The organism is Dysgonomonas sp. 511 (genome assembly GCF_010501105.1).
Taxonomy (GTDB): Bacteria; Bacteroidota; Bacteroidia; order Bacteroidales; family Dysgonomonadaceae; genus Dysgonomonas.
This window is the reverse complement of record NZ_QVMQ01000010.1, coordinates 17072-39921: the sequence shown is the minus strand read 5'-3', so window position 1 is coordinate 39921 and position 22850 is coordinate 17072. Positions and strand designations below refer to the sequence as shown.

Below are 22850 nucleotides of genomic sequence, written 5' to 3'. Positions count from 1 at the left end.
TATTTGGTAATGATTTTTCTACATAATATGCGCGTGCAAATTGTTTCAAAAAATCCAATGTTTTCTGAGTCGGTACGACAACCTCCTCTTTGTTAGGTTTCTTACTTTCTTGTGTAAAGATTTTTTTCATAGGCGATTCCCTTGTTTAGTTACCATATTATGAAACGCCCCCGAATTATACTTATTGTATGCCCTTTGTTTTTTAACATTTAGCCCGAGATCAGCTCATACGGTTCTTATAGTCTTCGTATCCGAACTGTTTGTATATCTCCAGCTTATTATCTTTAGTCCACAGGGCGATCGACGGATGCGAGATTCCGTTGAACATGGTAGTCTTCACAGTGGTATAATGTATCATATCTTCGAAGACAATTTTGTCGCCTATCAGCAAAGGCTCGTCGAAAGACCATTCGCCGATAAAGTCGCCGCTCAGGCAGCTGTTGCCTCCCATGCGGTACGTAGGCAGGCTATCCACAGGTTCGTGGTAGGCTCCCCGTATGCGTGGCTTGTAAGGCATTTCGAGGCAATCGGGCATATGGCAGGCAAACGATACATCGAGAATGGCAGTCTTTACACCCCTGTTTTCCACAATATCTACCACAGTAGAAACCAGCGTGCCTGTTTCCCATGCAAATGCGCTGCCCGGCTCCATAATGATTTCGAGGTTAGGATATTTGGCTTTGAATGCTTTCAGAACCTTTATCAGATGTTCCACATCATAATCTTTGCGGGTCATAAGGTGGCCACCACCCATATTGAACCATTTGACCAGAGGAAGCAGATACCCGAATTTTTCTTCTATCACCTCCAGAGTTTTTTCCAGATCGTACGACGACGATTCGCACAAGGTATGGAAGTGTAGTCCCTCTACACCTTTGGGAAGCCCATCTGCAAGCTGGTCGGCAGAAATACCGAGCCGCGAACCCGGAGTGGCAGGATTATACAAATCGGTATCGACTACCGAAAATTCGGGGTTGATGCGTATGCCGCACGATATATGTCGTTGGTAACCCCGTGTCTCGGGGTAGAACCTGTTGTATTGCGATAGCGAATTGAAGGTAATATGACTACTGTATTGCATAAATACCGGAAAGTTTTCTTCGGTATAAGCCGGCGAAAAAGTATGGGCATAGCTTCCCATCTCTTCGTAAGCCAGTTGCGCCTCGTGTATCGAGCTGGCTGTGGAGTGGGGGATGTATTCCCTGATTATAGGGAACGATTTCCACATGGCAAAAGCCTTGAATGCAAGTATTATATTTACTCCAGCCCTCTCTTTTACCGACTTGATAAGGGTAAGATTATTTCTTAGTAATTCTTCTTCCATCACATAACAAGGTGAGGGTATCTTGTTTATTTCCACCATATGTTTTAAACCATTAATATATTTTTGCGTCAAAGATATTAAATTTTAAAGGCAAAATAACTATCTTAGCCCCCGGAATGGCGATAATTAATATACCTTACTTAATTTACTCTAAATTAAACGAAATAAGCAAACTAGAAGAGTATTAACACAAAAAACAAAAAACTATGCGTAACATTAAATCATTATTCTTTTTATTGTTAAGCGGCGTATTATTTAATATTTCACCGCTTTTTGCTCAGGTAGAATATACCGAAATCTATCCGAACCGTAAGGTCTTTATGGATTACGAAAGCTTCAACGTAGCCAAATACAGGAACAGGGGCGCACGCCTTAATATTACCGAAACCCGCGAAGACGGGACATTGGTAGAAATAAAATCGTATGGGCGCAATACCAATATCGAAGTATTCGAACGCCCTCCGTATCCGGCAATGCATATAGTGTACAAGGAGTTTTATCCTAATGGCAAGCTTAAACAAAAAGTAGTTTACCTGCCTAGCCAGCTCGAAGTAGGAAAACACATAGAGTGCGATGCAACCGGCAATTGTACAATTACCGATCTCGAAGAAGGACGCAACAAGTTCGGATACAACGATGTACTCAAGTACCTCGAAGAACAAAATATGTATAACCTCAACGATGGAAACAAGTGGGAATATACATTCTGGTACACCGAAGGCACTCAGAAATGGGGTGTGAGAGTAAACAAAAACGGTGTGCAACACAAGATGATAGAATTCGACAGCAAAGGCAAAGGCAATGTATTCGAATTTGAAGCTGCGCCTGCCGCTCCGGTTGTGCCGATAGTAGGAACATTCGAGCAGGAAGAAGAATAAAAAACAATTCATTACTTTTGCTGTTGATTTAAGTAAACAGCAAAAATGGAAATATACAAGCTGCCCGTAGCAGGGCTGGGTGTAGATACAGTGATATTGGCGAATGGCGAGTTCCCTTCACATATCGTACCTCTTACTATATTGAACAACAATAATTATCTGGTTTGTTGCGACGGAGCAATAAACAGCCTGATAAAAACAGGGCTGAAACCAGACGCCATAGTAGGAGATTGCGATTCGTTGACAGAAGAGAATGCAAGGCTATTCGCCAATATTGTTCATTGCATACCCGAACAGGAAACAAACGACCAGACCAAAGCCGTGAACTTCTGCGTAGAACAAGGGCGCACACAAATAACAATACTGGGTGCTACTGGCGAGCGCGAAGACCATACCATTGCCAACGTGAGCCTTTTGTGCGAATACCTCCCCTATGCCGATGTGCAGATAATAAGCAATTATGGCATATTCACAGCAATAGACAAGACTGCTACATTCCAAAGTTGCGAGGGCCAACAGGTATCGCTTTTTTCTATCGACAGGTGTACCGTTACTACCCACAACCTGAAATACCCTGTCGTCCGGCGGGTATTTACCAACTGGTGGCAAGCAAGTCTCAACGAAGCCGCAGGAGACGAATTTACGATAGAGACAGACGGGCGGATGTTGGTTTACAGGGCATTTCTGAATGAAAAATGAAAAATAAAGTAGGGGACGAGAATACAGCAAATTGTGATTAAAAACAAATCCCCTATAGCTTTTACATCTAATTATTATTAATATCTTTGTTTCGCTATTATAAAAACAAAATTGTACATGAAAACATCTTTCTGGTCAAGAGCCATAATCCTTATCTCAGCCTGTGTAGCACTTATCGGCTGTAAAGACAAAACCCCCGCATTTACAATAGAAGGTACCATAACCGATGCCGACAGCACAGTACTTTATCTGGAAAGGCGTTCGCTGAATGAGACTACAATCATAGATTCGGTAATGCTCGATAAAGAAGGTAACTTCAAGTTTACAGAAGCAGACCCCGGATATCCGGAATTTTATATACTGAAACTTGGCGGGCAAACCATCAACCTCTCGGTTGATTCTACCGAAACCATTACGGTAAAAGCCCCTAAAGCCCGTTTCGCTCTCGACTATAGTGTAGAAGGGTCTGGTAGTTCGGTGCTGATAAAAGAAGTAGTAATGGCGCAGAATAAATTGAGTCTATCCTTTACCGACCTGAACAAAAGATTTAAAGAAAAGGCCATTTCGCAGGAAGAATTTTCGCAAGGCGTTCAGGAATCTGTAGAAGAATACAAGGAAAAAGCCCGCAACCTTATTTACAAGAATTTCAATAGCCTGGCTTCCTACTTCGCTTTGTTCCAAAGAGTAGACAGCTACCTGATTTTCGACCCCTACAACAAGAAAGACCTTGCGTTGTTCCAAGCCGTGGCTACAGTCTGGGATCAGTACAAATCGACTTCGCCGCGAGCCGAACATCTGAAAACATTTACATTGACTGCCCTCGCCGAAATAAAACAAATGGAAAACCAGCAAAAAGCTCTGGAAAATATACAAAGCGTAGAAGTAAGTGACCATTCTGCATATTACGACTTCACGTTGACCGACAAGACAAACAAAAGTGTAAGCCTTTCGTCGCTGAAGGGAAAAGTAGTAATACTGGATTTTACTGCATATAAAACAGATTTTTCGGTTGCACGCAACATCGCCATCAACGAAGTATATACCAAATACAAAGAAAATGTAGAAGTATATCAGATATCAATAGATACCGACGAACACGCATGGCGCAACAGTGCCGCCAACCTGCCTTGGGTATGTGCCCGCATAGGTGGACAAATGAATCCGGGAAGCGATGTTTTGCAAAAATATAATGTGCAGGGAATACCTACTACATTCTTAATCAATAGGAAAGGTGAGATTATGAAACGTATGTCATCGTCTGACGATCTGGCTACCGAAGTTGGGAAAATATTGTAAGAAATATTTTGAATATATGGGATTTTAATCCTATCTTTGTTTTAATAGACTGAAAAGAAAAGGAGTTCTGGCCTATACATGGCAAGGATTCTTTTTCTTTTTGTCTCATAAAAAAACATAATAGTCACTAACTAATTTTTATTTTTAATTTACTATGGCTATCTCTTACATGACCGAAGATGGTTACAAAAAACTGAAAGAGGAAATCGCCGTCCTCGAAAGCGAAAGGCCTGTTATCTCAAAGCAGATAGCGGAAGCCCGCGATAAAGGCGACTTGTCGGAAAACGCAGAATACGATGCGGCTAAAGAGGCTCAGGGCTTACTGGAAGCCAAAATAGCCCAGATGAAAAACCTGTTGGCAAATGCCCGCCTGATAAACGAAGATTCGATAGGTACGGATGTAGTGCAGATACTAAACAAAGTTACTATCCGCAACACCAAGAACAACCAACAGATGACTTATATGCTGGTAGCCGAAAGCGAAGCTAACCTCAAAGAAAACAAAATAGCTGTAAGTACACCTATCGCACAAGGACTGATGGGCAAAAAAGTAGGCGATGTAGCCGAAATAAAAGTGCCATCGGGTATCATGTCGTTCGAAATAGTGAATATTTCAATCTAAAAGGCTATGGCAACAATATTCACCAAGATAATAAAAGGAGAGATACCTTCGTACAAGGTAGCCGAAGACGATAATTTCTACGCCTTTCTCGACATAAATCCTATGACCAAAGGCCATACGTTGGTAGTGCCCAAACAAGAGACGGATTACATATTCGACCTCGACGACACCACGCTGGCCCAGATGAATATTTTTGCAAAAAAGGTAGCGATAGCAATCAAGCAAGCCATCCCCTGCCAACGTGTAGGTATGATGGTGGTGGGTATGGAAGTACCACATGCACATATACACCTTATTCCGATAAACAAAGAGTCGGACATGATATTGTCTAACCAGAGACAAAAGCTGGAGAAAGCTGAATTTGAAGCAATAGCAAAAAATATAAGAGAACTTATATGAACAATAAAACCGGTCTGTTATGCCGGTTTTTTTATGCGCGTACCCCAATTGGGTAGTGTAGTACTGAAAAACAGTCGGCGCATTTCTACAAACTAATCCTATCTTACGAGCGAAGTTGACACGGAATAGGCTCTGCCGAGGAGCATCCCGTCAGCAATAGACTTCAAGGCATATCAAAAGGAGGAGCCTTGTGTTGTAACTGTTTTTATCTGAGATCCTTAAATGTAAGCCCGGTTACCTTCTCTATTGTTCTCATATCCACTTTGTTAGTGTATAAGGCTTGGGCCATTCGTATTTTCTCTTGCTGTCTTATGCTTTCTTCGCTTATCGAAATCTCTTGCGAATATACACAGTCAATAATTTGTTTTATGGTTTTTAATAGTAAGGATTTACCTTTTTCGTCATCGAAGTTAATACTGCAGAACGTAGATACATCTTTATGAAGTACTGCATAATAAATACCTCCTATAATTATAGCTATCAAGCAATCGAAATCAATTGTCTGTGGCATATTTTTCCTGAAATATTTAAGCAGAGGTTCGGATTGCAGCTCCCTGCTTTGTGCAGTCCAACAGGTAGTCTTGTTTTTGTCAGTGATCTCCCACGATAAGATTTGTCGTATAACCTTATTTTCATAAAGAGTGTCTGTTAGTCCTTCCAATATGTTCTTCATGGACGAGATAGGATGCTTTTCTTCGATATGGGCTTCTATGAGGTCGTGAAACCAATAGTCATGTTTTCGAACATATTTGTCAAACAAGTCGTCCAGATCTTTAAATCTTTTATATACTACGCTGGGTTCTACATCAGCTTTCTTCATTATTTCGGTGATTGCTATGTTTTTGAACCCTTTTTCCTTGATTAATTGCTCGGCAGCGTTTAACAGATCAGACTGAACATCTTCGTTCGTTCTCCTTTTTCTTCGGTTATTTTTGCTATTCTTCATCCCTTCAAAATATAAAAATTATGACTATGGTATTATTAAGGCCTACAGGTTTCAATACGTTAGATGATAGAAACCGTTTATCTTTGCAACTGGGTTGTTAACTAGACTATTAGTCAATATCTAATAGAAAAGTATAATTATTTATTAAGTCTGTAATGCAACAGCTATATGCAAATCTGCTATATGTGAAAATAACAAACTGATATGAGCTTACTCTATGTATATACTAAATTAGGATTGCTTATCTTATTTACAATGCAAACATAATAAATAATTAATAAATGAGAAAAAGAAAAATGTTAATAGTTAAAAAAAAGGAGATTAATATTTACTCTTATTTCTTATAATGAAGCTGTTTGCCTGTCCAGGTGGCTCTGTTTGTGCGTGGCCGCCAGGTCGGTTCTTTTTTTTGTGTTTTTGTTGCTGCCGGCATGAGAGCAATTGTTATTGTGTAAATAATTGTTTTAAAAAGAGGAGGGTTGCTTTTTTAGCTTCGAAAGTGTTTTTTTTGCAATGAAAATGTCTGCGGGTCGGAGTCGTTTTGTGTTAAATCTATTTTTCCGTCAACTGGTCTTCTCTGTATTTGCTGTTGCTTTGCAAGGGCTTTTGTGGCCTGTAAATCGGTGATTTTGGCTTTTCTGTTTCTTGTGTATTTTTGGCGTATTGAGAGGGGGGGTGCTTGTGGTGAATGACTCTTTCTTGTGTTTTGTTAAAATTGTTCTAGGTTTTATGTTACTTAATATATGGTTAAAATAACATAATAGGTCTATTTTATAATAGTTTTTTTATCTATATTTGAGAAAGTAAACATGTATATATTTGTGCAATGCCACATAAATTTAACTAAATGCTTTGATTATTGACATGGAAAAGGATAAAAGTAACATTTTATAACACAAAAAACAATCAGGGAAACTATAATGTAAAAAATCTCACAAACTATACCCAGAAACAAGTTTCATAAAAATAAAAAGATAAATAAGAATGCAAGCCAATGCTGTTGCATTGGTATTTAATAATCATTTTAAACTTAATAACTATGGCTTTTAAAGCAACCCTTTCCATTGATGGAAAAGAATTTGATGTGCAAAAATGCAGTTATCATTTAAGAAGAGACGTAGATGCTAAAGGACGTCCGTCATCAGACATTTATGGTGGAACTATAGATGTGACTCTGGAGTCAACAGAAGATACATCTATAATCGAAGCGATGACAAATCAATTTAAGCCTGGTTCGGGTAGTGTAGTTTTCAACAGAGGAAACGAAGAATCTAAAATGAAAGAACTCATTTGGGAGAATGGCTACATTATCGACTTCAAGGAAGACATTGACGTGATCGGAAAACAGCCAATGATGTTGTCTTTCAGGGTTTCTGCTCAAATTCTTAAGATTGGTGGAGCTCAAATCGAGCAATCTTGGCCAACAGACAAGTAAAAACAGAACGGATGCGGAGAGGATTTCTCTGTTCCTGCTAAGTACCGAGCGATCCCTCCGTTCCGTTTCTTATTAACTATTTCCCTATAGGTTTAAATAGGCTTTTGTGCAATGCCATATGCCTTTATATGCCCACATTCAGGAAATAAGGACAAAGATAAATAAATTTTCAGAATCAAAATAATTTAAAAGATACACATATGGCAATAATGGAATATGGAATCGGTGGTAACGAAGTGAAAATAGATGCTTCGGAAGCAATCGCCGCAATTCCGGAAAACAGGACGCTGATAGTTGAGAAATTAACATCCGACGAGCCTATCAATCCAGAAGTGGTAACAGGCCTAACGTCTATTGAACAGGTTTTTGAACACTACAAACCGCAAATAGATGTAGAGTTTGAAAACGCAGAGGGACAACCTGTAAATGAAACATTTCATTTCAGAAACACAGGCGAATTCGATGTCAAGAACATGACAAAGCAAAGCTCGTTCCTCAGCGATGTAAATACAAAGAAAAACTTTTTTGAGAACCAGACCAAACAATTGCGTTCCAATAAAGTACTACAACGTGTATTGGAAAATCCAGAAGCGAAACAAGCTTTTATGACTTTGTTGGAAAGCATAAAGGCAGAAATACAAGCAACAGATAACGAATAAAAAATTACGAAATATGGCAGAAGAAAAAGAAATGACGGTTGTTGCTGAAGCGAAGGTAGGCAAAAAACAAGGTGCAGCAGCCAGTTCTTATAGCGAAGCAGTCGATAGTCTGGCTCGTTATGGCGGATTCGGATTCCTCGAATCGGTTGTAGACAATATAGCAGCAATGAATCCGGCCAGAGGTGCGCGCAAAAAAGCTTTTTTGTACGATGAAGCACATAAGGCATCAAGAAAGAACTTAATAAATAATATCGACCTGTGGCTCGAGTTGCTTTCGTCATCGTCATCGGCAACAGAAATGTTGGAGAAGTCGGTCGAAAATGCAGCCAACGCTTCCGAATTATTGAAGAAAAATCAGTTAGCAGCAGTGAAAACAGTTCGCGACCTGGAGCAATCTTATCGCAATGTCATGCTGTTTTATAAAAATACAGAATCAGATAAATTAACAAATATATCGGTAGTCAACGCTTCGCGCGACCAGATCACAGATTTGGACAACTCCCGTTTTATAGATCACATTGCCAACGAGCTGAAACAAAACTATGATAAGCTAGACTTGCGGATGAATTATTCGTTGCTTGTATTACCGGGTTATCTGGGCGGAACCAAGATCATGGATAAATGGTCGAAAATAGCTTACGAAAACAAAGTGATGCTTTATACCGACTTTATGGACTTGGAAAACCCTGACGATGTAGTAGATATGTTCTTTACATCCAACCTTTCGGGAGGCGATGTATTCAAGGCCAATACATGTATGGCTTGTAACTGGCTGATAGGGCGTGGCAAGTATAGCGAGCTGGGTGAAGAGCACGACGTGCATGTTTCTCCGGCAGCAGCATTGGCCGGAAAAGTATATACTACGCTCATGTCTCAGATTACAGCAGGTAAAAAATACGGCGGCATCAATGAAGTAGACAGTGTTGTATTCCCATTGAAGAAAAGCGAGATATCTCAACTGGATAAAATGGGCTTGATACCGATGGTAAACGAATATGGTAAGGTTATGGCTTTCTCGGGCAAAACACTATTCAACGGAGACAACCTGGGGCTTCAGACCTACTCGGTAGTGCGTGTATTCGATTATATAATGAAGGTATTGTTCGACTTCCTGAACCGCCGTGCTTTCGAAAACTGGAGTGGCAAAACAGAACGCGACCTTCGCTCTCAGATCATTAAATTTTTGGATGGCGTACAAGGTCCCGGCCGTTTGATCGAGAAATTCAAGATTATGCGTTTCGAACGCGACCCAAATCAAAAAGACCGTATTTTCCTCGATATTCATATAACTCCATATTTCCCTGCCAAAAGTTTCGTAATCAAACTTGACGGTACTAAGGGCGAAGATGAGAATGAATGGAATTCAGAGGTAGAACAACAATAATCCCCATTATAAATAAGCTAAGATTGGGAAGTCGTATCCAGGCATCCGTCTGATAATGGACGGGTGCTTGAGATACAAAAAAAGGCAGATAAAATGGAAGGAAAAGCAATACTCAGACTCAGAAGTCCTAAGACAGACAATATTCAGCATCTCTATCGCGAAAGTTACGAATTGATGTATTGTGAATACTCGCTAGATAAGACCGTTGACAGGAAAGGACAGGTAAATTCTGATATTGCCGGTGGAAATATTCAGGTAGCCTTACCTATTTTGCCCAACGATGATATAATGTCGTGGGTATTCGATGCCGAACGAAAATATAATGGTGAAGTGACAATAAACGACGCCTTTAGCGAATCGCTCGAAAAGGTTTATTTCGAAGAAGGACGCCCTGTCAGTTTCCGCTTCCATTACGAGCCGGGAGATACAACCAATGTGATGCTGCTATTGACTATCAACGCGCAAAAGTTGATAATAGGAGCTACTGAATATGAAAACAGCTACAAATAATGGGTTTTTTTGATAAAATACGTAGTGGACGCTTGTTTTTTGGCAAGAAGGAGCCATCAATGGTTGTCCATCTTCGATTCAAAGGCAAGAAATACATCGTCGAAGAATTTGATCTGGAGTTTGGGCAGGATATAAACTTTAAGAATAAACCCGATAGCCAAACTCAAGGAGGTCGTATTACCGTAACGATCAGTGATATCCCTGACGAAAATATCAATTCGTGGATGATGGATACCTACAAGAAAGAAGATGGCGAATTTCGTTTTCTTATGAATGATGGTATGATAAGGGAAGGTGCACAGTTGCATATCCAGTTCAAGGATGCCTATTGTACCAATTATCAGAAAATAATGAATCCGCAAGGCGCAGGAGTACTGACTACTTTGGTCATTTCGCCACGACATTTGAGGATTGGTAACGAAGAGTACGAAAACAAATGGTAACGGTATAATAGGGAAAGGCGGATGAAAGACCATTATACCATACAAGAGTTTTACCTGCTGCTCAAGTTGGATTTATTCAGGGGCGGAAAAGTCGGCAACTGGGGATATATTTCGCAAGGCAATATTAATGGATGTTTTTTGAGAAAACCTTTCGAAGATTATGAAAATCAGTCGTATGCAAAAGCACAACTGAATATAGGGCTTTATTTGTTGGACTTATATCCAATAAGCAAGCACGAACATATAATGGTGATTTCGGTATGCCGTACTACTTTGTCTTACAAAGAAAAGGTATATGTGCTGAAATTATCCGGCAACTATGGTTTCGACGAAACCAGAACAGCCATAGAAGATAGCTCTCTATCGAAAAGACGCAGGTCGGTATTTCGGAAGAAAGCCGGGCGTGCTCGGTTCGATGGCAGCCCGTTGAATGCTATAGAAAGAAGACACTAATATAAAAAAAGAGGAAATTATACTATGAACTCTCATAGAAACTATAAGTTGCCAATCAATTTTGATTCCGTTTTCGACGAAGACGGAAAAAAAATGAGCACGTGCAGCGAGGTGAGTTCCATAGACCAATATATAGAGCTACTGTTAACAACCTGTCCGGGTGAACATAAATTCGATAAACAATTTGGTTGCCGTATCTGGGATATGGATTTCGAAAGAGTCGTCTCGCGCAAAAAATGGGAAGATGATTTTGCTGCTCATATCTTAAATGCTGTACAAACATATGAAAAACGGCTGAAAGATGTGAGTGTAACCCTGAACATCCAAGAAGTTTCGCGCCAGGATTATACATTGCAAACAACAGCTATAAAAAAAGAAGTAAAGGTATATATCCGTTCACGATTGGTATCTAACAACGAGCCCTGCAAATTTCAGTACGCTTTGTTTCTAGGTCCTTTATCTACGGAGTAGGTATAATTGAGAATATGCATAATGAATAAGAATAATGTACATAATATGAACAAGCGGGCTATCCTGAAGAGGATGCTCAGATTTGCTGCTAATTATTTAGGCATTAAGCATGTTGACTCGCTAGACCCGATAATTACCCTTTTCATCGAGTCGTTGGCAGAGGAAATCTATAAGCTGTCGGACGAAATAGGTAATATCGAATCCCGTATGCTCGATACCTTGTCGGGCATGCTTTGCACCGATATTTCTCTTTCGGCATATCCGGCTCATTGTATTTTACACGCTGCACCCAATGAGGATGAGATTGTATTGTCCGGTGAAATTCCTTTTATTCTTAAAGAGAAGAAACACTTACCGCAAGGTCTGGATAATTTGACTTTTTATTCGGTCTGTAATACAAAGTTGCGTAAAGGGGGGATACGGTATATCGTTCATGATGGTCTATGCTATCAGATAGATACCGATCAGAACAAAACGCTTATTTTCCGTTCCCGCAATGCTGAGCCTTTGGCAAAAAGGTCGTATTGGGTAGCCTTAGAATTTGATGAGTCGGTCGAAATATTGAAAGACCTGTCTTTTTATTTCGATTTTTTAGGAATAACCAATAAAGGTGAGTATTTGAGTATGCTCCCTTTCATGACATGGAAGCTAAACGGAAGAAAATTGATCAGCAAGCAGGGATTATACGAAATAGAACATAATTCGGAAGATCGTATCGTTGATCTGTTCGATAGTTTTGATATTTCGAAAAAATTAGATAATTCGATATTCAATTTTTACAACCGCCATTTTCTCACCATTACCGACGAACTGAATATTAATGCAGAGCAAAAGAGATTTCCGGACGAATTAGTCAATTTCTTTCCGGGGCATTTCACCGAAGATTTTACCCGACCTTTGCTATGGCTGGAGATCGAATATTCATCGAGGTTGCAGACAGCTGTAATAGATACAATGGTAGTGAGTATTAACGCCTTTCCGGTAGCTAATAAAAATTTGAGGGAAAAGACAGTCGAAGTAAACGATGTCTTGCCGGTAATAGCATTAGAAACCGTAAACAACGAATCGCTGCTGTCGGTGCATTCGGTAACAAATACACAGGGTAAGTTATATTGCGAACTTCCATTCGACAATACATCGGAAAAGCAATACAGTACATATTCCTTACGGCGGGGAGGATACGAACGCTATAGCAAGCGCGAGGGGGTAGAATACCTCACAAACTTGGTTAATCAGTTGGAAAGCCATTCGTCGATCAGAGTCGATAACGGATCGGGAGATAATGACGGCGAAGCCCTACAGGGGGTACATAGCCTAATAAAGCACATAAAAAAACAATTAGCGAAGACCAAAGAAAAACTGGAAGTACAAAGCTATATATTGATCGACCAGTTCGAAAAAAACGATGTGTTTTTTGTAAAATACTGGACAACAAATTGCGAGCAGGCCAACAATATAAAGCAACATACCGCTTTAGACTGTACATCATCGAATATTTCTATAGACACTTCTAGTCTTTTCACCCTTTCGCCAACAAGCGGGGGCAAAAATAGGCCCCAAGCTTCGGAGCAGCAAAAGCTTCGTGTAAAATCATTGACAGACAGGGAGATGCTGACCACGAATGACGATATAATACGTTTTTGCAAAGAACGATTTGGCGATATGATTAACGATGTGGAAATCCGTAAAGGAGTAATGGAAAGCCCGGAAAAAAACGAGGGATTTGTCCGTACCACGGATATCTTATTTGCGCCGAAGAAAGAACTTCAGCACTTTTTCGATGAGAGAGAAGTGCAGGTATTCAAACAACTATTACAAGAAAACTCCCCGGCAACATTCAATTACCGGGTATATATAAATAATAAAATCTAAAATATATATATGGAACTGGCAATAGGAGAATTTGTATTACTGTATTTACTATTACCCCTTATAGGGATCATTTTCGGGATTGTTACATATATCATCGCTCAGAAAAACCAGCTGTTGAGCGACAAGAAACTGATTTTTTTCTTTTTGGCAGCCAGCCTGATACTTGCCCTGCCGGGTCTGTTGGGCTTTATCGACTATTGGTTTATGCCCTATGCCTATATAAGCTTGCAGGTATTGTATTTCTTCTTGGGATGGTATGCCCTGAAATTGTTGAAATCGGTGATAAAAGGTATCGAAGAAAAACCTTATTATGTTGAATTCCTGTTTGTATTTGTGATAATGGTTGTAGGCGGAACGTTGTTCTCATTGGTGTTCAACCTTTGCAACGAACTGCAATATGGCCTGTGGGCATGTACCTGTATCCTACCTTTTATATTCCCTTCGGTTTTCCGTAAAGCATATCAGACTTTTATGGATATACCATTAGAGGTATATAAAATATGGTCATACGATAACCAGGAAGAAGATAGCTGGGATGGCGAAATGATTGATAGCGGTAAGATTACAGTAGTGGAGATGGAAATGTTTCGCCAGATATCAGATACGGTTCCTCTCAATATAAAGGCGAAGGCTCAGGAAGATATGCCGTTTGGGGTATGGTTCAAGGTGTTTATTAACGATTATAATATCAAGTCGTCGGCTTCCCCTATTGTTTATGCCGATTACGAAAATTCTTACGGGTGGATATTCTATACTATTACGTCGATACTTGGACGCAAACGGTATATCGACCCCGATTTGTCTTTTGCCAAAAATAAGATTAAGGAACACCGGATCATTATAGCGAAAAGGACACGCTACGAGGATTTTAGCCAGATAACAGATTAATAGAAATATAACAATATACCAATGAGCAACAAAATGGAATATAAACGGGTAAACTGGACAGAAGGCATGGATGTCCGTTTCGATTTGTTTGAACAGACAGAAAATTATTTTACCAATTTCATATGCCAGTCTTCAGCAATACAGCTAAATAAAAACAACTTTGGCCTATTGCCGTCAGCCGACAGGAAAGCTAATTCGAGTGAGTTCGACATCAGCGAAAGGGTGACAGGTACGGTAGAAATAAAATTGCGCAAATGTAATGCTATTATGATAGGTGGCTGCCGGATAAACTATAATCCTTCCTTCGGCGAAGCAATGGAATATGTGCATACATTCGATGCAAACACCAAGGAAAACCTTTCCGACACTGTCTATTGGGATGTTATTATCACTGCCGACCCATACCGCAGAGTTCCTTCGGGTATGCCCGATGCTTCGGAAACTCCTCCGCGCCACCCCGATGTGAGCACATATTACGGGTTGTCTATTGTGCCTAAGGGAGAACTTAATACCGAACTTTTGGGAACATATCATCTGGTGATAGGACGTATCCGCCATTTTGGCGAACGCTATGTTGTAGACTCCAACTTTATTCCACCATGCACATCTATGGCCAGCCATACCGACCTGACACGTTATTTCGAACAGTTCGGTTCGCTGATGAACGATATAGAAAATGCCTCAAAGGTTATTATTGCCAAGATACGCAATCGTAGTCAAAATTCGACCATAGCTACTCATATCGGTACTATGTGCGAAGATATGATGCGCTATATTGCCTCCGTCTATTTCAATTACCGCAATGTTGGTTTAGATGCAACTCCTATAACCATCGTCAACTATTTCTCTACACTGGCGCATATTTGCTATATCAACATGAACTTTATCAATAAGATAGAGAAAGAAGAACTCCTCCGCTATTTCTACGAATGGAGCGATGTAAAGCCGGGCTCGTTCGAAGAATTGTTGTCTAACACATTGGGTATTATCTATGACCACAACAATATAAGGGCGATGATGATGCAGGTTGAAACATTCCTGAGGATCATCTCCGAGCTGTGGATCAAGTTGAGCTCACTCGAATACATTGGGCAACACAAAGAAAATATCGTTATAGGAGAGAGGTCTAACAGCCACGAAATAGTGAAGAAAGTAGGTGGCTGGACTATTCTGGACTAAAAGACAATGATAAATGAGAGAGGAAAACAATAAATATAATGCTATAAATAATCTGGAAACAGATTATAGAGCGGAAGTCGTAGCTGCCGGGATAATAGAATCTGGCTTAGATGCGGATAAGATACTTATTGTTCGTCAGAAAGGGGATAAGCGTTATGTTTCGAAAGACATTGCTGAAGTAAAAAACGACTTCTCCAAAGAAGACCTGATGGAATACCTCTATATCTATACCAACCGGAACAGCATTTACGATGCCATACCCGAAAATGTTTTTCATCAGCCGTTCGAAACAGCCAAGAGAAAGACGCAGGAAGATATAATCAATGAGATACGCCGCCATCGCGAGGAAGAATTTTATGCTAGAAGGTATTTCCAGCCTTTCGAAATGGCTGTCGATCAATTGTTGATAGATGCACAGTTATACGAGCGGCAGTTCGATAAAAAGAATTTCCACAGTAATCTGAAAGACATCTTTTCCGGCTACTGGTCTGTCTTGAAGCTTTTGACGCTGAAACAGGCGGTCTTTTTCATCAAGATAATCCCTATCCTGCATCGTGTAACTACAAGTTTCGATTTGGTAGGGAAACTGATGGGGATAATCCTCGAAGCTCCGGTCAAAGTAGAATTGGGCGAATTGTCGGAAATAAAAACAGCTATCCCTTTAAAGATAACACCCGGAAAGTGGAAACTGGGAGTAAATTCAACATTGGGTAACACATTCAAGGATGGATACAGGGATATAAATATTACCATAGGGCCCGTACATCCTGAAATAGTGAAGTCGTTTTCGAAAGGTTATAACAATTACCTTATTCTCGAACAGTTGATAACGATGATGCTTCCTGCAAATACACAAAGGAATGTGAGATATAAAACATTGGAAGAATATGCAAAATTCCGCTTGTCGGACAAAACGCATACAGCCTATCTGGGAATAAATACCAGATTGTAAGTAACAGTTACTAAGAAGTTAAAAGAAATTTGCACAAATAAAATATGCTGATTTATGCGCGCTAAAAATCATAAGGAAGTTACCCGTGGATATCTGAAATTCTCAGGTTATCTGATAGCCTGTGTCGTTACGGGAGTATTGGTTTATACCTGCTACATCTGGACTTCGAATGTCGAGGTCAATCGTATAATAGAAAAGACTGATGAATACGACAAAATATATGTAAAACAAATAGACCTGACCAATCGGATAGATTCGCTTTACCAATATACAACGTTGTTTAATACAAAATATCATGACGTTCATTTACATCATTTGGTGAGCCGGCATAAACAGGAAATCCTGTCTGTAATGGATGGCATGAACAGTCGCGATATTCGTCTTTATCAGAAGCTTATGAATGAAATCAATGTCTTTTTGAGTGTGAAGGATTCTATCAGTGTAATCAAAGGTGATGAGGATTTCGCAAAAGAAGAATTGAAAACATGTAGAAATAAAAATACAGAGGTAGCACAGCAAATAAAGAGTGGCAACACTGCGAAAAAATAGAGGACATGGAGCAAAAAAAGAAAATAACAAAAAACCAACGTGAAAAAAACATAGGTTTTGTATATGTATCCGCATTATTCCTGTTGGTCACCTTTATCTGTTGTAGCATTTTGTTTTACTATGCTGATACAAAATTTGAAACAAACAAAAGATTTGTTATCGCCAAAATGGATTATATCCGTAAGTTCCAAAACGTTCAGAATGAACAAATGATAATTGTTGATTCTATTTATAATAAAATAAAATGTTTCGATTTGTCTGTTAAGGCTACGTATGAGGCCAATGATATAAGGATATACTTAGATGGCTTCAAAGAAATATACAACAAAAATGCCACAGATGGCCGGTATAAGATATTCTCGCAAACATCTGTCTTTTACAACATGTGGTTTTCTGATAGAAGGGAGCTTTGGAGCAGGAAGCAAAATATTGTACTAGTCAGACAGAATCTTGAAGAATGCCGCGTAGGCTTAGAGAAAAAGAATGAAGAACTGAAGAATATAAAAAAATAAACTATGGGTAAATTATTGAATCACCGGATTTATATTGTATTCATATCCATATTGTTCGTCTTGGCTATTACTTTTTTTGTGCGTTCTTGTATGTACGATAAAGAAATAGAGGCTACTGTAGATCCTTTGGAAGTGGAATTGGGCAGCCCTATTTCATTTTCGGATAGTACACGAGGTGCCGAAAAATGGTGTTGGGAATTTGGTGATACAGCTATTACTACATCTTATGCCCAAAGAGGGCAACATATCTACGATTCTGTAGGCAGATATAAGGTACGCCTCACTGTGAACAACAATATGCAAAAGACATTTACGGTAAGCGTACGTAGACCGAAAAGAGACGAGTCGCTGGAGTTAATAAAAATTATAGGGCCTACAGAGGCTTTAGTAGACGAGTACATAACATTTCGCGGAGAGGGGTCATCTAAAGAGTGGCGTTGGATGTTTGGAGAAACAGGGCATATGGATGCTTTTGAGAAAACTACTATATGCCAATATAAAAAGCCCGGACGCTATATTGTAAAATTATATACAGAAGAAATTAAATATCCGATTGAGCATATCATAGATATTATCCCTTTATATTCGGAAGAAGGTGCCCAAGATAATGCTTCGGTCAAAGGCAATGATATAAAAGAACATTTGCAAGCTATAGTGGATCAGAAGTCTTTCAATACGCACTATAATCATATAAAGACTAAATATTTATGTGGAAATCCAAATGCATTGGTAATTGTAAATAACAATAAGAAAAACGATTTTTATTCATATTGTCAGGGATTGAAGATCATAGGTAAAAACAAAGTGATAATAGAAGATGTGCTTATTGATGTAAAAGAAGCGGAAGAGGGTGTCTGTGTCACTAAACTAATTGTCATTCAAACAGATTTATAGACTGAAAGAAATATGCTTAACAAGACTATATATAAAACGCTTATACTTCTATTGGGGATACTCATTCTGATAAGCACTTCGTGCGGTCCTGTACATCGTTTTACGAGAGTTCAGAAAATACCGCGCCAATATTCTCTTAACTATTGTGGCGAAGATATTAAAGCGCCAAGAAGCGAGCTGAATAACGAACCTTGGATAGTGTACTCGGACAGAACGAAAAACGAAAGTTTCAACAAAGCCGGCGGGAAGGTTAAAGCCAAAGATGTAGATTTCCTCGATCCGTTTCTCGTGATTGGCAAGAAAGGAAAAGGAGAGTATCTCAAATTGATAAAATATACACCCGAAATATTGCAAAATGGCAAACTGGACTATAAAAAAGCAGAGTACTATGGCTGGATGCACAAGTCGAAATTATTGCTTTACCAGCAGTCGGTAACAGATATTTCGAGCGGCAAGAAAAATAAAACACTCACCATATTTGCCGACAGTATATCGATCAACGAACCCGAAAAGTTCTTTGCCGACGATTCTATCAAGCTATACAAAGGCTTGGAATTTAAAATTCCGGCGAGCGTGCTTTCTCCTTATAGTGTTGTCTATCAGTTGAAACAATCGGAAGATAAATCTATGAGCCTCATAGCCCGGAAGCCTTACCTCCAACCCGATGAGGTGAAAAATGATGTGTTGGGCTGGATAGATAATTCGCTGATAAAAGATATAGGCACAGGCCTTCATGTAAATCTAAGAACTGTACCTCAGGCACAGAAACGCTTCTTTATCCGTAAGTATGAAGATATTACATTGACGGAAGATATTACAGATGCGAGCAGGATGCTGTCAGACCAATATAAGACCCTCAAATATACTCCGGTATCGTCATATTCCACAAAAGACTCTTTGGTAGCGTTCAGAACACGGATGGTAATGCCGGTATTCGATTATAGCAACAACTATATATTCAATGTAAATGGGAGCCCGATTTCTTACAAAAAATTCAAAAATATTACCAAAGGGCTTAAGAGGATAAATATTTCTTTTGTTTTCGATGGCGGCGACCAGACCATTGCTCAATTTCCCCAAATAGTAAATGCATTGCAAAACCTGCAACCGCTGTTCGAACAACAAGACGATAATTATAGCTATCAGTTCAACAGTGTTATGACATTCGACGAAAGTGGTAGGATTCTACGCCCTGTCAGCACTGCATTTACAAACGATTATACACAAATAGTCAACTACTTGTCAGACAAGGCCAACCTGAAAGACAAGCTGCGTCCGATAATAGCCCCTCGTAATTCCTGGCCTGCTTTACGCAAGTCGGTAGAATTGTTCGACAAGTATAAAGATGCTAATAATCTGATTGTGTTGATCGGTGATAAAAAAGTAACCAGTTCGGGTATCGACTCCGTTTTTGTAAACCGGATACTGAAAAACAATTGTCGCATAATCGGTTTTCAGGTCTATGCCGGAGAGGGGGACGATTACAACAACTTCGTACTCGAAATAGAAGATATGATAAATCATTATGCCGATGGCATGATAAAGAAAAAACGGGATATTCTGGTATCTCCCGAACAGATAAAACGGATGAATTACTACAAACAGGTAGGGGAGCATAAAAACAGCTACCGCCTCGATTTTCCCGACAACAGTATTACACAGGGTGCTTTATTCTTTCCGCAGAAATCGGAGACACTGCCGATGGAAATATTGACGCATAATGTAGATACCATGATACAGCAGATCAGACAAGACAACAGCAGTATTACACAATATATGTCGCGGGCTTTTCGCTCGGTTGGCAACAATCGCACCCGCTTCGACAGTCTTTTTGTTCAGCATTACGGCATAGATACAGCCCGGATACCTCAAAAGAAGCTTATAGCCAGTTTTGTAAACGAAACCCCGGGATGGTATATGCCATCCAGAATAGTACTGTTGGATGATTCGGCCAATAATGCACTGGCTTACCGACTGATGTTGTCCGAAGCGGAAATGAAGGAGCTCAAAGAATTTGTCGCTTCCCTGTCGGAAGAAGAAGTGGATCTGGTTATCGAACAGAAGAAGGCGAAACAAAAGCGCAAGCCGTGCAATTGCCCCGAAGACGATTTATTTGCCGAACTCGAAAGAGGAGAGCCTCAGGCCGGAAACGATGGTGCAGCAACAGATTCGGTGAATACATCCATATTGCCCGAAGCAGGGACTTATGCCAACACGAAAAAAGTCCGCAAACATTTGGTAAAAGTATTTCTCAGCCCTATCAAGTATTGCAAGCTGTGCAAAGAAAAGGGAAAGATACTGAATACGTTGACCTTGGCTGAGGCTCAATACCGGATAACAGGTTGTCCAACATCAAATCAACTGTTAAACTCTATAACGATAAAGGAACTGAAAGACAAAAAACTTGTAACGGACGAAGAGCTTGATAATCTGGTAATTTATTACAAAAAGATGAAGAAAGAACTCGATAAAGCAGAGCAATTCGAGTCGAACAGCGAAACGTATTATTGGGTAGACAGGAAGTTGTTGCCTTAAGCAGAACGAAAAAACAGGAATTTGTGAATGAAAAGTAAAGAAACCATACGCAACCAGATTTTATCCTATACCAACCAGATATGGGGTACAAGGAAAATTGAGCGTTTAGACCTCTTGGTACAAATGATGGTCGGAACACTTGCCAATGAGTTGTATCTGGTACAAAACAAGCTGAATGATATAGATACGACGTTATTGGAGAAAATTGCCAGGAAATTGACTCCCGAGAAATACATGTCTGTACGGCCGGCTCATACCATTCTTCACATGACACCAAACCATCCTGTAGTTTTGCTTGAGCAAAACAACACATTTACACTCGAATGGGTGCCCGACGGGTTTGTCGACGAAAAAGCGGATGCCATCATATTCCATCCGGTAGCAAATACGTGCCTTTACAATATCAAGATAGACAATATATTCCACTATAAGCAATTATACGCTGTAGATAGTAATCTAAAGAAGCAATTAATAGTAAATGCCGAAAAGCAGCCGGTTAGCAATTCTCTATGGTTGGGCTTAGATATCAATCAGGAGGTGGAAAACCTGAAAGGATTATCCTTTTACATAGATTTTCCTAAATTATCGGAGATACACGAATTGTACGATGTATTGCCTTTTACCAAATGCTTTATAAATGGAAAAGAGATTGGCCTCAAACAAGGTTTTCCGGCTCAGGAAGAGCCATCGATGGAGTTCGACCTCGATATACTGCATTTCTACAACGATCACTATTTGAGGATTGACGAAAAAGTAGAGGTGAATAATCTGAAACAGGAACTTGTGCCAGAAGAGTTGAAAGATATAATTAATCTGGAGCAAGTAAGTGACCTGAAACCCAAATACTGGGTCAAATTACAGTTTTTATCCTATTTCACCGTCGATATTCTTCAGAATATTGTAATTGCCGTCAATACCTTCCCTGTTTCGAACAAGAAACTAATGAAGACCAATATTATCAGGGAAAACCTGTCGAAGATGACAATGCTTTCGTCCGAATTGGGAGAAAAACTGTTATCTATCGACTCCATAACTGATAATAGAGATCGCAGTTTCACATTAGATGTAATTACCGGTAACAACGATCCCGGTACATATCATCTCGAATCTGTAAATAAAGTATTTATCGAAGAGTTTGGCCTTACCGATTATATCGAGCATCTGTTGGATATGATGGACGACGAGCGTACTGTTTTTTCAGCTATCGACAAAGACAAGGTTACCCAAGTCATGTCTACTTTAGCAAATACGGGCAATGAGGATGCTCAAAAAACTGATATCAACAACCGAAACACAGGAGAAGAAATAACGCAACTATTAATAAGTCCCTACAAAAATACGTCGATGGTAAATGTCAGCTATTGGGTGACTTATGGTAAACACTTAAACAACATACCGTCGGGCAAAATATTCACATCGGATAAAACTGCTAAAATAGACGGGCTGATAGCCCAATCTCTTTGCGAAGTTTATGGTGCAAAGGAATTTACCGATATACAGGATATAATGTCTATCGACAGGTATCTTTTTACATCCAAAGACAGGATAATTACAGAGCACAATATCAAATGTTTTTGCGAAAGCGAACTGGGGCGTGCCATCGAAAAAGTAGAAATTAGCCTGGGAGGGAAAATAAGTCCGAAGCCGAAAGAGGGGATTATAAGGGTTGTTAATATAACGCTATATCCATCAGCTGGTTATCCGGATTTGTTGTGCCGTAAAGGAACGTTGAAAAGCCTGAAAGTGCGCTTGCAGGAACGTTCGCCCGACGATTTTATATATAACATAAACATAGGGGAACAATCGCCTTTGGTTTTCCCGCACTAAAAGGAGGATAGCTGCCCGTCGGCGACAGGCTTCTTATCTTCTGCCAAGAGCAGTATGGAGGAATAGAATCCTCCATACGCTCAACTTGATAATGAATTATACTTAATAGAAAAATAATGGTTT

The 22850-nt window shown here is 39.7% G+C and carries 23 protein-coding genes; 21 read left to right on the top strand and 2 right to left on the bottom strand.

Annotated elements, in window-relative coordinates; translation table 11 throughout:
• Positions 1-220: 220 nt before the first annotated feature.
• Positions 221-1363, bottom strand: coding sequence for a carboxynorspermidine decarboxylase (gene nspC / locus D0T57_RS05840; protein ID WP_163271829.1), 1143 nt, complete (start codon positions 1361-1363; stop codon positions 221-223).
• A 167-nt stretch (positions 1364-1530) separates the two neighbouring features.
• Here nspC and D0T57_RS05835 point away from each other — a divergent pair, with 167 nt between their 5' ends.
• From D0T57_RS05835 to D0T57_RS05815, 5 genes are all read left to right on the top strand, one after another.
• Positions 1531-2202, top strand: a complete 672-nt coding sequence (locus tag D0T57_RS05835) for a hypothetical protein (protein WP_163271827.1) — start codon at positions 1531-1533, stop codon at positions 2200-2202.
• A gap of 45 nt (positions 2203-2247) precedes the next feature.
• On the top strand, positions 2248-2901 hold the full coding sequence (locus D0T57_RS05830; RefSeq protein ID WP_163271825.1) for a thiamine diphosphokinase: 654 nt from the start codon (positions 2248-2250) through the stop codon (positions 2899-2901).
• Positions 2902-3018: 117 nt separating this feature from the next.
• Entirely contained in the window at positions 3019-4197 is a 1179-nt protein-coding gene (locus D0T57_RS05825) for a TlpA disulfide reductase family protein (protein ID WP_163271823.1), read from the top strand.
• Positions 4198-4351: 154 nt separating this feature from the next.
• Positions 4352-4819, top strand: a complete 468-nt coding sequence (gene greA, locus D0T57_RS05820; RefSeq protein ID WP_163271821.1) for a transcription elongation factor GreA — start codon at positions 4352-4354, stop codon at positions 4817-4819.
• A gap of 6 nt (positions 4820-4825) precedes the next feature.
• On the top strand, positions 4826-5218 hold the full coding sequence (locus tag D0T57_RS05815; protein ID WP_163271819.1) for an HIT family protein: 393 nt from the start codon (positions 4826-4828) through the stop codon (positions 5216-5218).
• Between the two features lie 205 nt (positions 5219-5423).
• On the opposite strand, the gene D0T57_RS05810 is transcribed toward D0T57_RS05815, so the two are convergent.
• Positions 5424-6164, bottom strand: a complete 741-nt coding sequence (locus D0T57_RS05810; protein WP_163271817.1) for a TetR/AcrR family transcriptional regulator — start codon at positions 6162-6164, stop codon at positions 5424-5426.
• A gap of 1039 nt (positions 6165-7203) precedes the next feature.
• Here D0T57_RS05810 and tssD (D0T57_RS05805) point away from each other — a divergent pair.
• From tssD (D0T57_RS05805) to D0T57_RS05730, 16 genes are all read left to right on the top strand, one after another.
• Positions 7204-7599 (top strand): type VI secretion system tube protein TssD, encoded by a 396-nt coding sequence (tssD, locus tag D0T57_RS05805; protein WP_163271815.1) that lies wholly within the window; start codon positions 7204-7206, stop codon positions 7597-7599.
• 200 nt (positions 7600-7799) lie between these two features.
• Entirely contained in the window at positions 7800-8258 is a 459-nt protein-coding gene (locus D0T57_RS05800) for a hypothetical protein (RefSeq protein ID WP_163271813.1), read from the top strand.
• A gap of 31 nt (positions 8259-8289) precedes the next feature.
• Positions 8290-9642, top strand: a complete 1353-nt coding sequence (locus tag D0T57_RS05795; RefSeq protein WP_255490517.1) for a DUF5458 family protein — start codon at positions 8290-8292, stop codon at positions 9640-9642.
• A 93-nt stretch (positions 9643-9735) separates the two neighbouring features.
• Complete coding sequence (tssD, locus tag D0T57_RS05790; protein WP_163271809.1) at positions 9736-10152, top strand: type VI secretion system tube protein TssD; 417 nt, start codon at positions 9736-9738, stop codon at positions 10150-10152.
• A complete protein-coding gene (gene tssD / locus D0T57_RS05785) occupies positions 10152-10595 on the top strand; it encodes a type VI secretion system tube protein TssD (protein ID WP_163271807.1) in 444 nt (147 codons plus the stop codon). Before tssD (D0T57_RS05790) ends, tssD (D0T57_RS05785) begins: the two co-directional genes overlap by 1 nt.
• Before the next feature lie 21 nt (positions 10596-10616).
• Entirely contained in the window at positions 10617-11048 is a 432-nt protein-coding gene (locus D0T57_RS05780) for a hypothetical protein (protein WP_163271806.1), read from the top strand.
• Between the two features lie 24 nt (positions 11049-11072).
• Positions 11073-11519 (top strand): GPW/gp25 family protein, encoded by a 447-nt coding sequence (locus tag D0T57_RS05775; RefSeq protein ID WP_163271804.1) that lies wholly within the window; start codon positions 11073-11075, stop codon positions 11517-11519.
• Positions 11520-11540: 21 nt separating this feature from the next.
• A complete protein-coding gene (locus D0T57_RS05770; RefSeq protein WP_163271802.1) occupies positions 11541-13391 on the top strand; it encodes a hypothetical protein in 1851 nt (616 codons plus the stop codon).
• A 9-nt stretch (positions 13392-13400) separates the two neighbouring features.
• Entirely contained in the window at positions 13401-14279 is an 879-nt protein-coding gene (locus D0T57_RS05765; RefSeq protein WP_163271800.1) for a TssN family type VI secretion system protein, read from the top strand.
• 21 nt (positions 14280-14300) lie between these two features.
• On the top strand, positions 14301-15458 hold the full coding sequence (locus tag D0T57_RS05760; RefSeq protein WP_163271798.1) for a type VI secretion system baseplate subunit TssK: 1158 nt from the start codon (positions 14301-14303) through the stop codon (positions 15456-15458).
• A 13-nt stretch (positions 15459-15471) separates the two neighbouring features.
• Positions 15472-16410 (top strand): type VI secretion system baseplate subunit TssG, encoded by a 939-nt coding sequence (locus tag D0T57_RS05755; protein ID WP_163271795.1) that lies wholly within the window; start codon positions 15472-15474, stop codon positions 16408-16410.
• 54 nt (positions 16411-16464) lie between these two features.
• On the top strand, positions 16465-16959 hold the full coding sequence (gene tssO / locus D0T57_RS05750; RefSeq protein WP_163271794.1) for a type VI secretion system TssO: 495 nt from the start codon (positions 16465-16467) through the stop codon (positions 16957-16959).
• A gap of 5 nt (positions 16960-16964) precedes the next feature.
• The gene (tssO, locus tag D0T57_RS05745; RefSeq protein WP_163271792.1) at positions 16965-17471 is read left to right on the top strand and encodes a type VI secretion system TssO; all 507 of its coding nucleotides are present in this window, start codon (positions 16965-16967) and stop codon (positions 17469-17471) included.
• A 3-nt stretch (positions 17472-17474) separates the two neighbouring features.
• The gene (locus tag D0T57_RS05740) at positions 17475-18365 is read left to right on the top strand and encodes a PKD domain-containing protein (protein WP_163271790.1); all 891 of its coding nucleotides are present in this window, start codon (positions 17475-17477) and stop codon (positions 18363-18365) included.
• Between the two features lie 12 nt (positions 18366-18377).
• On the top strand, positions 18378-20900 hold the full coding sequence (gene tssR, locus D0T57_RS05735; protein ID WP_163271788.1) for a type VI secretion system protein TssR domain-containing protein: 2523 nt from the start codon (positions 18378-18380) through the stop codon (positions 20898-20900).
• A 27-nt stretch (positions 20901-20927) separates the two neighbouring features.
• A complete protein-coding gene (locus D0T57_RS05730; RefSeq protein ID WP_163271786.1) occupies positions 20928-22727 on the top strand; it encodes a type VI secretion system baseplate subunit TssF in 1800 nt (599 codons plus the stop codon).
• The last annotated feature ends 123 nt before the right edge of the window (positions 22728-22850 follow it).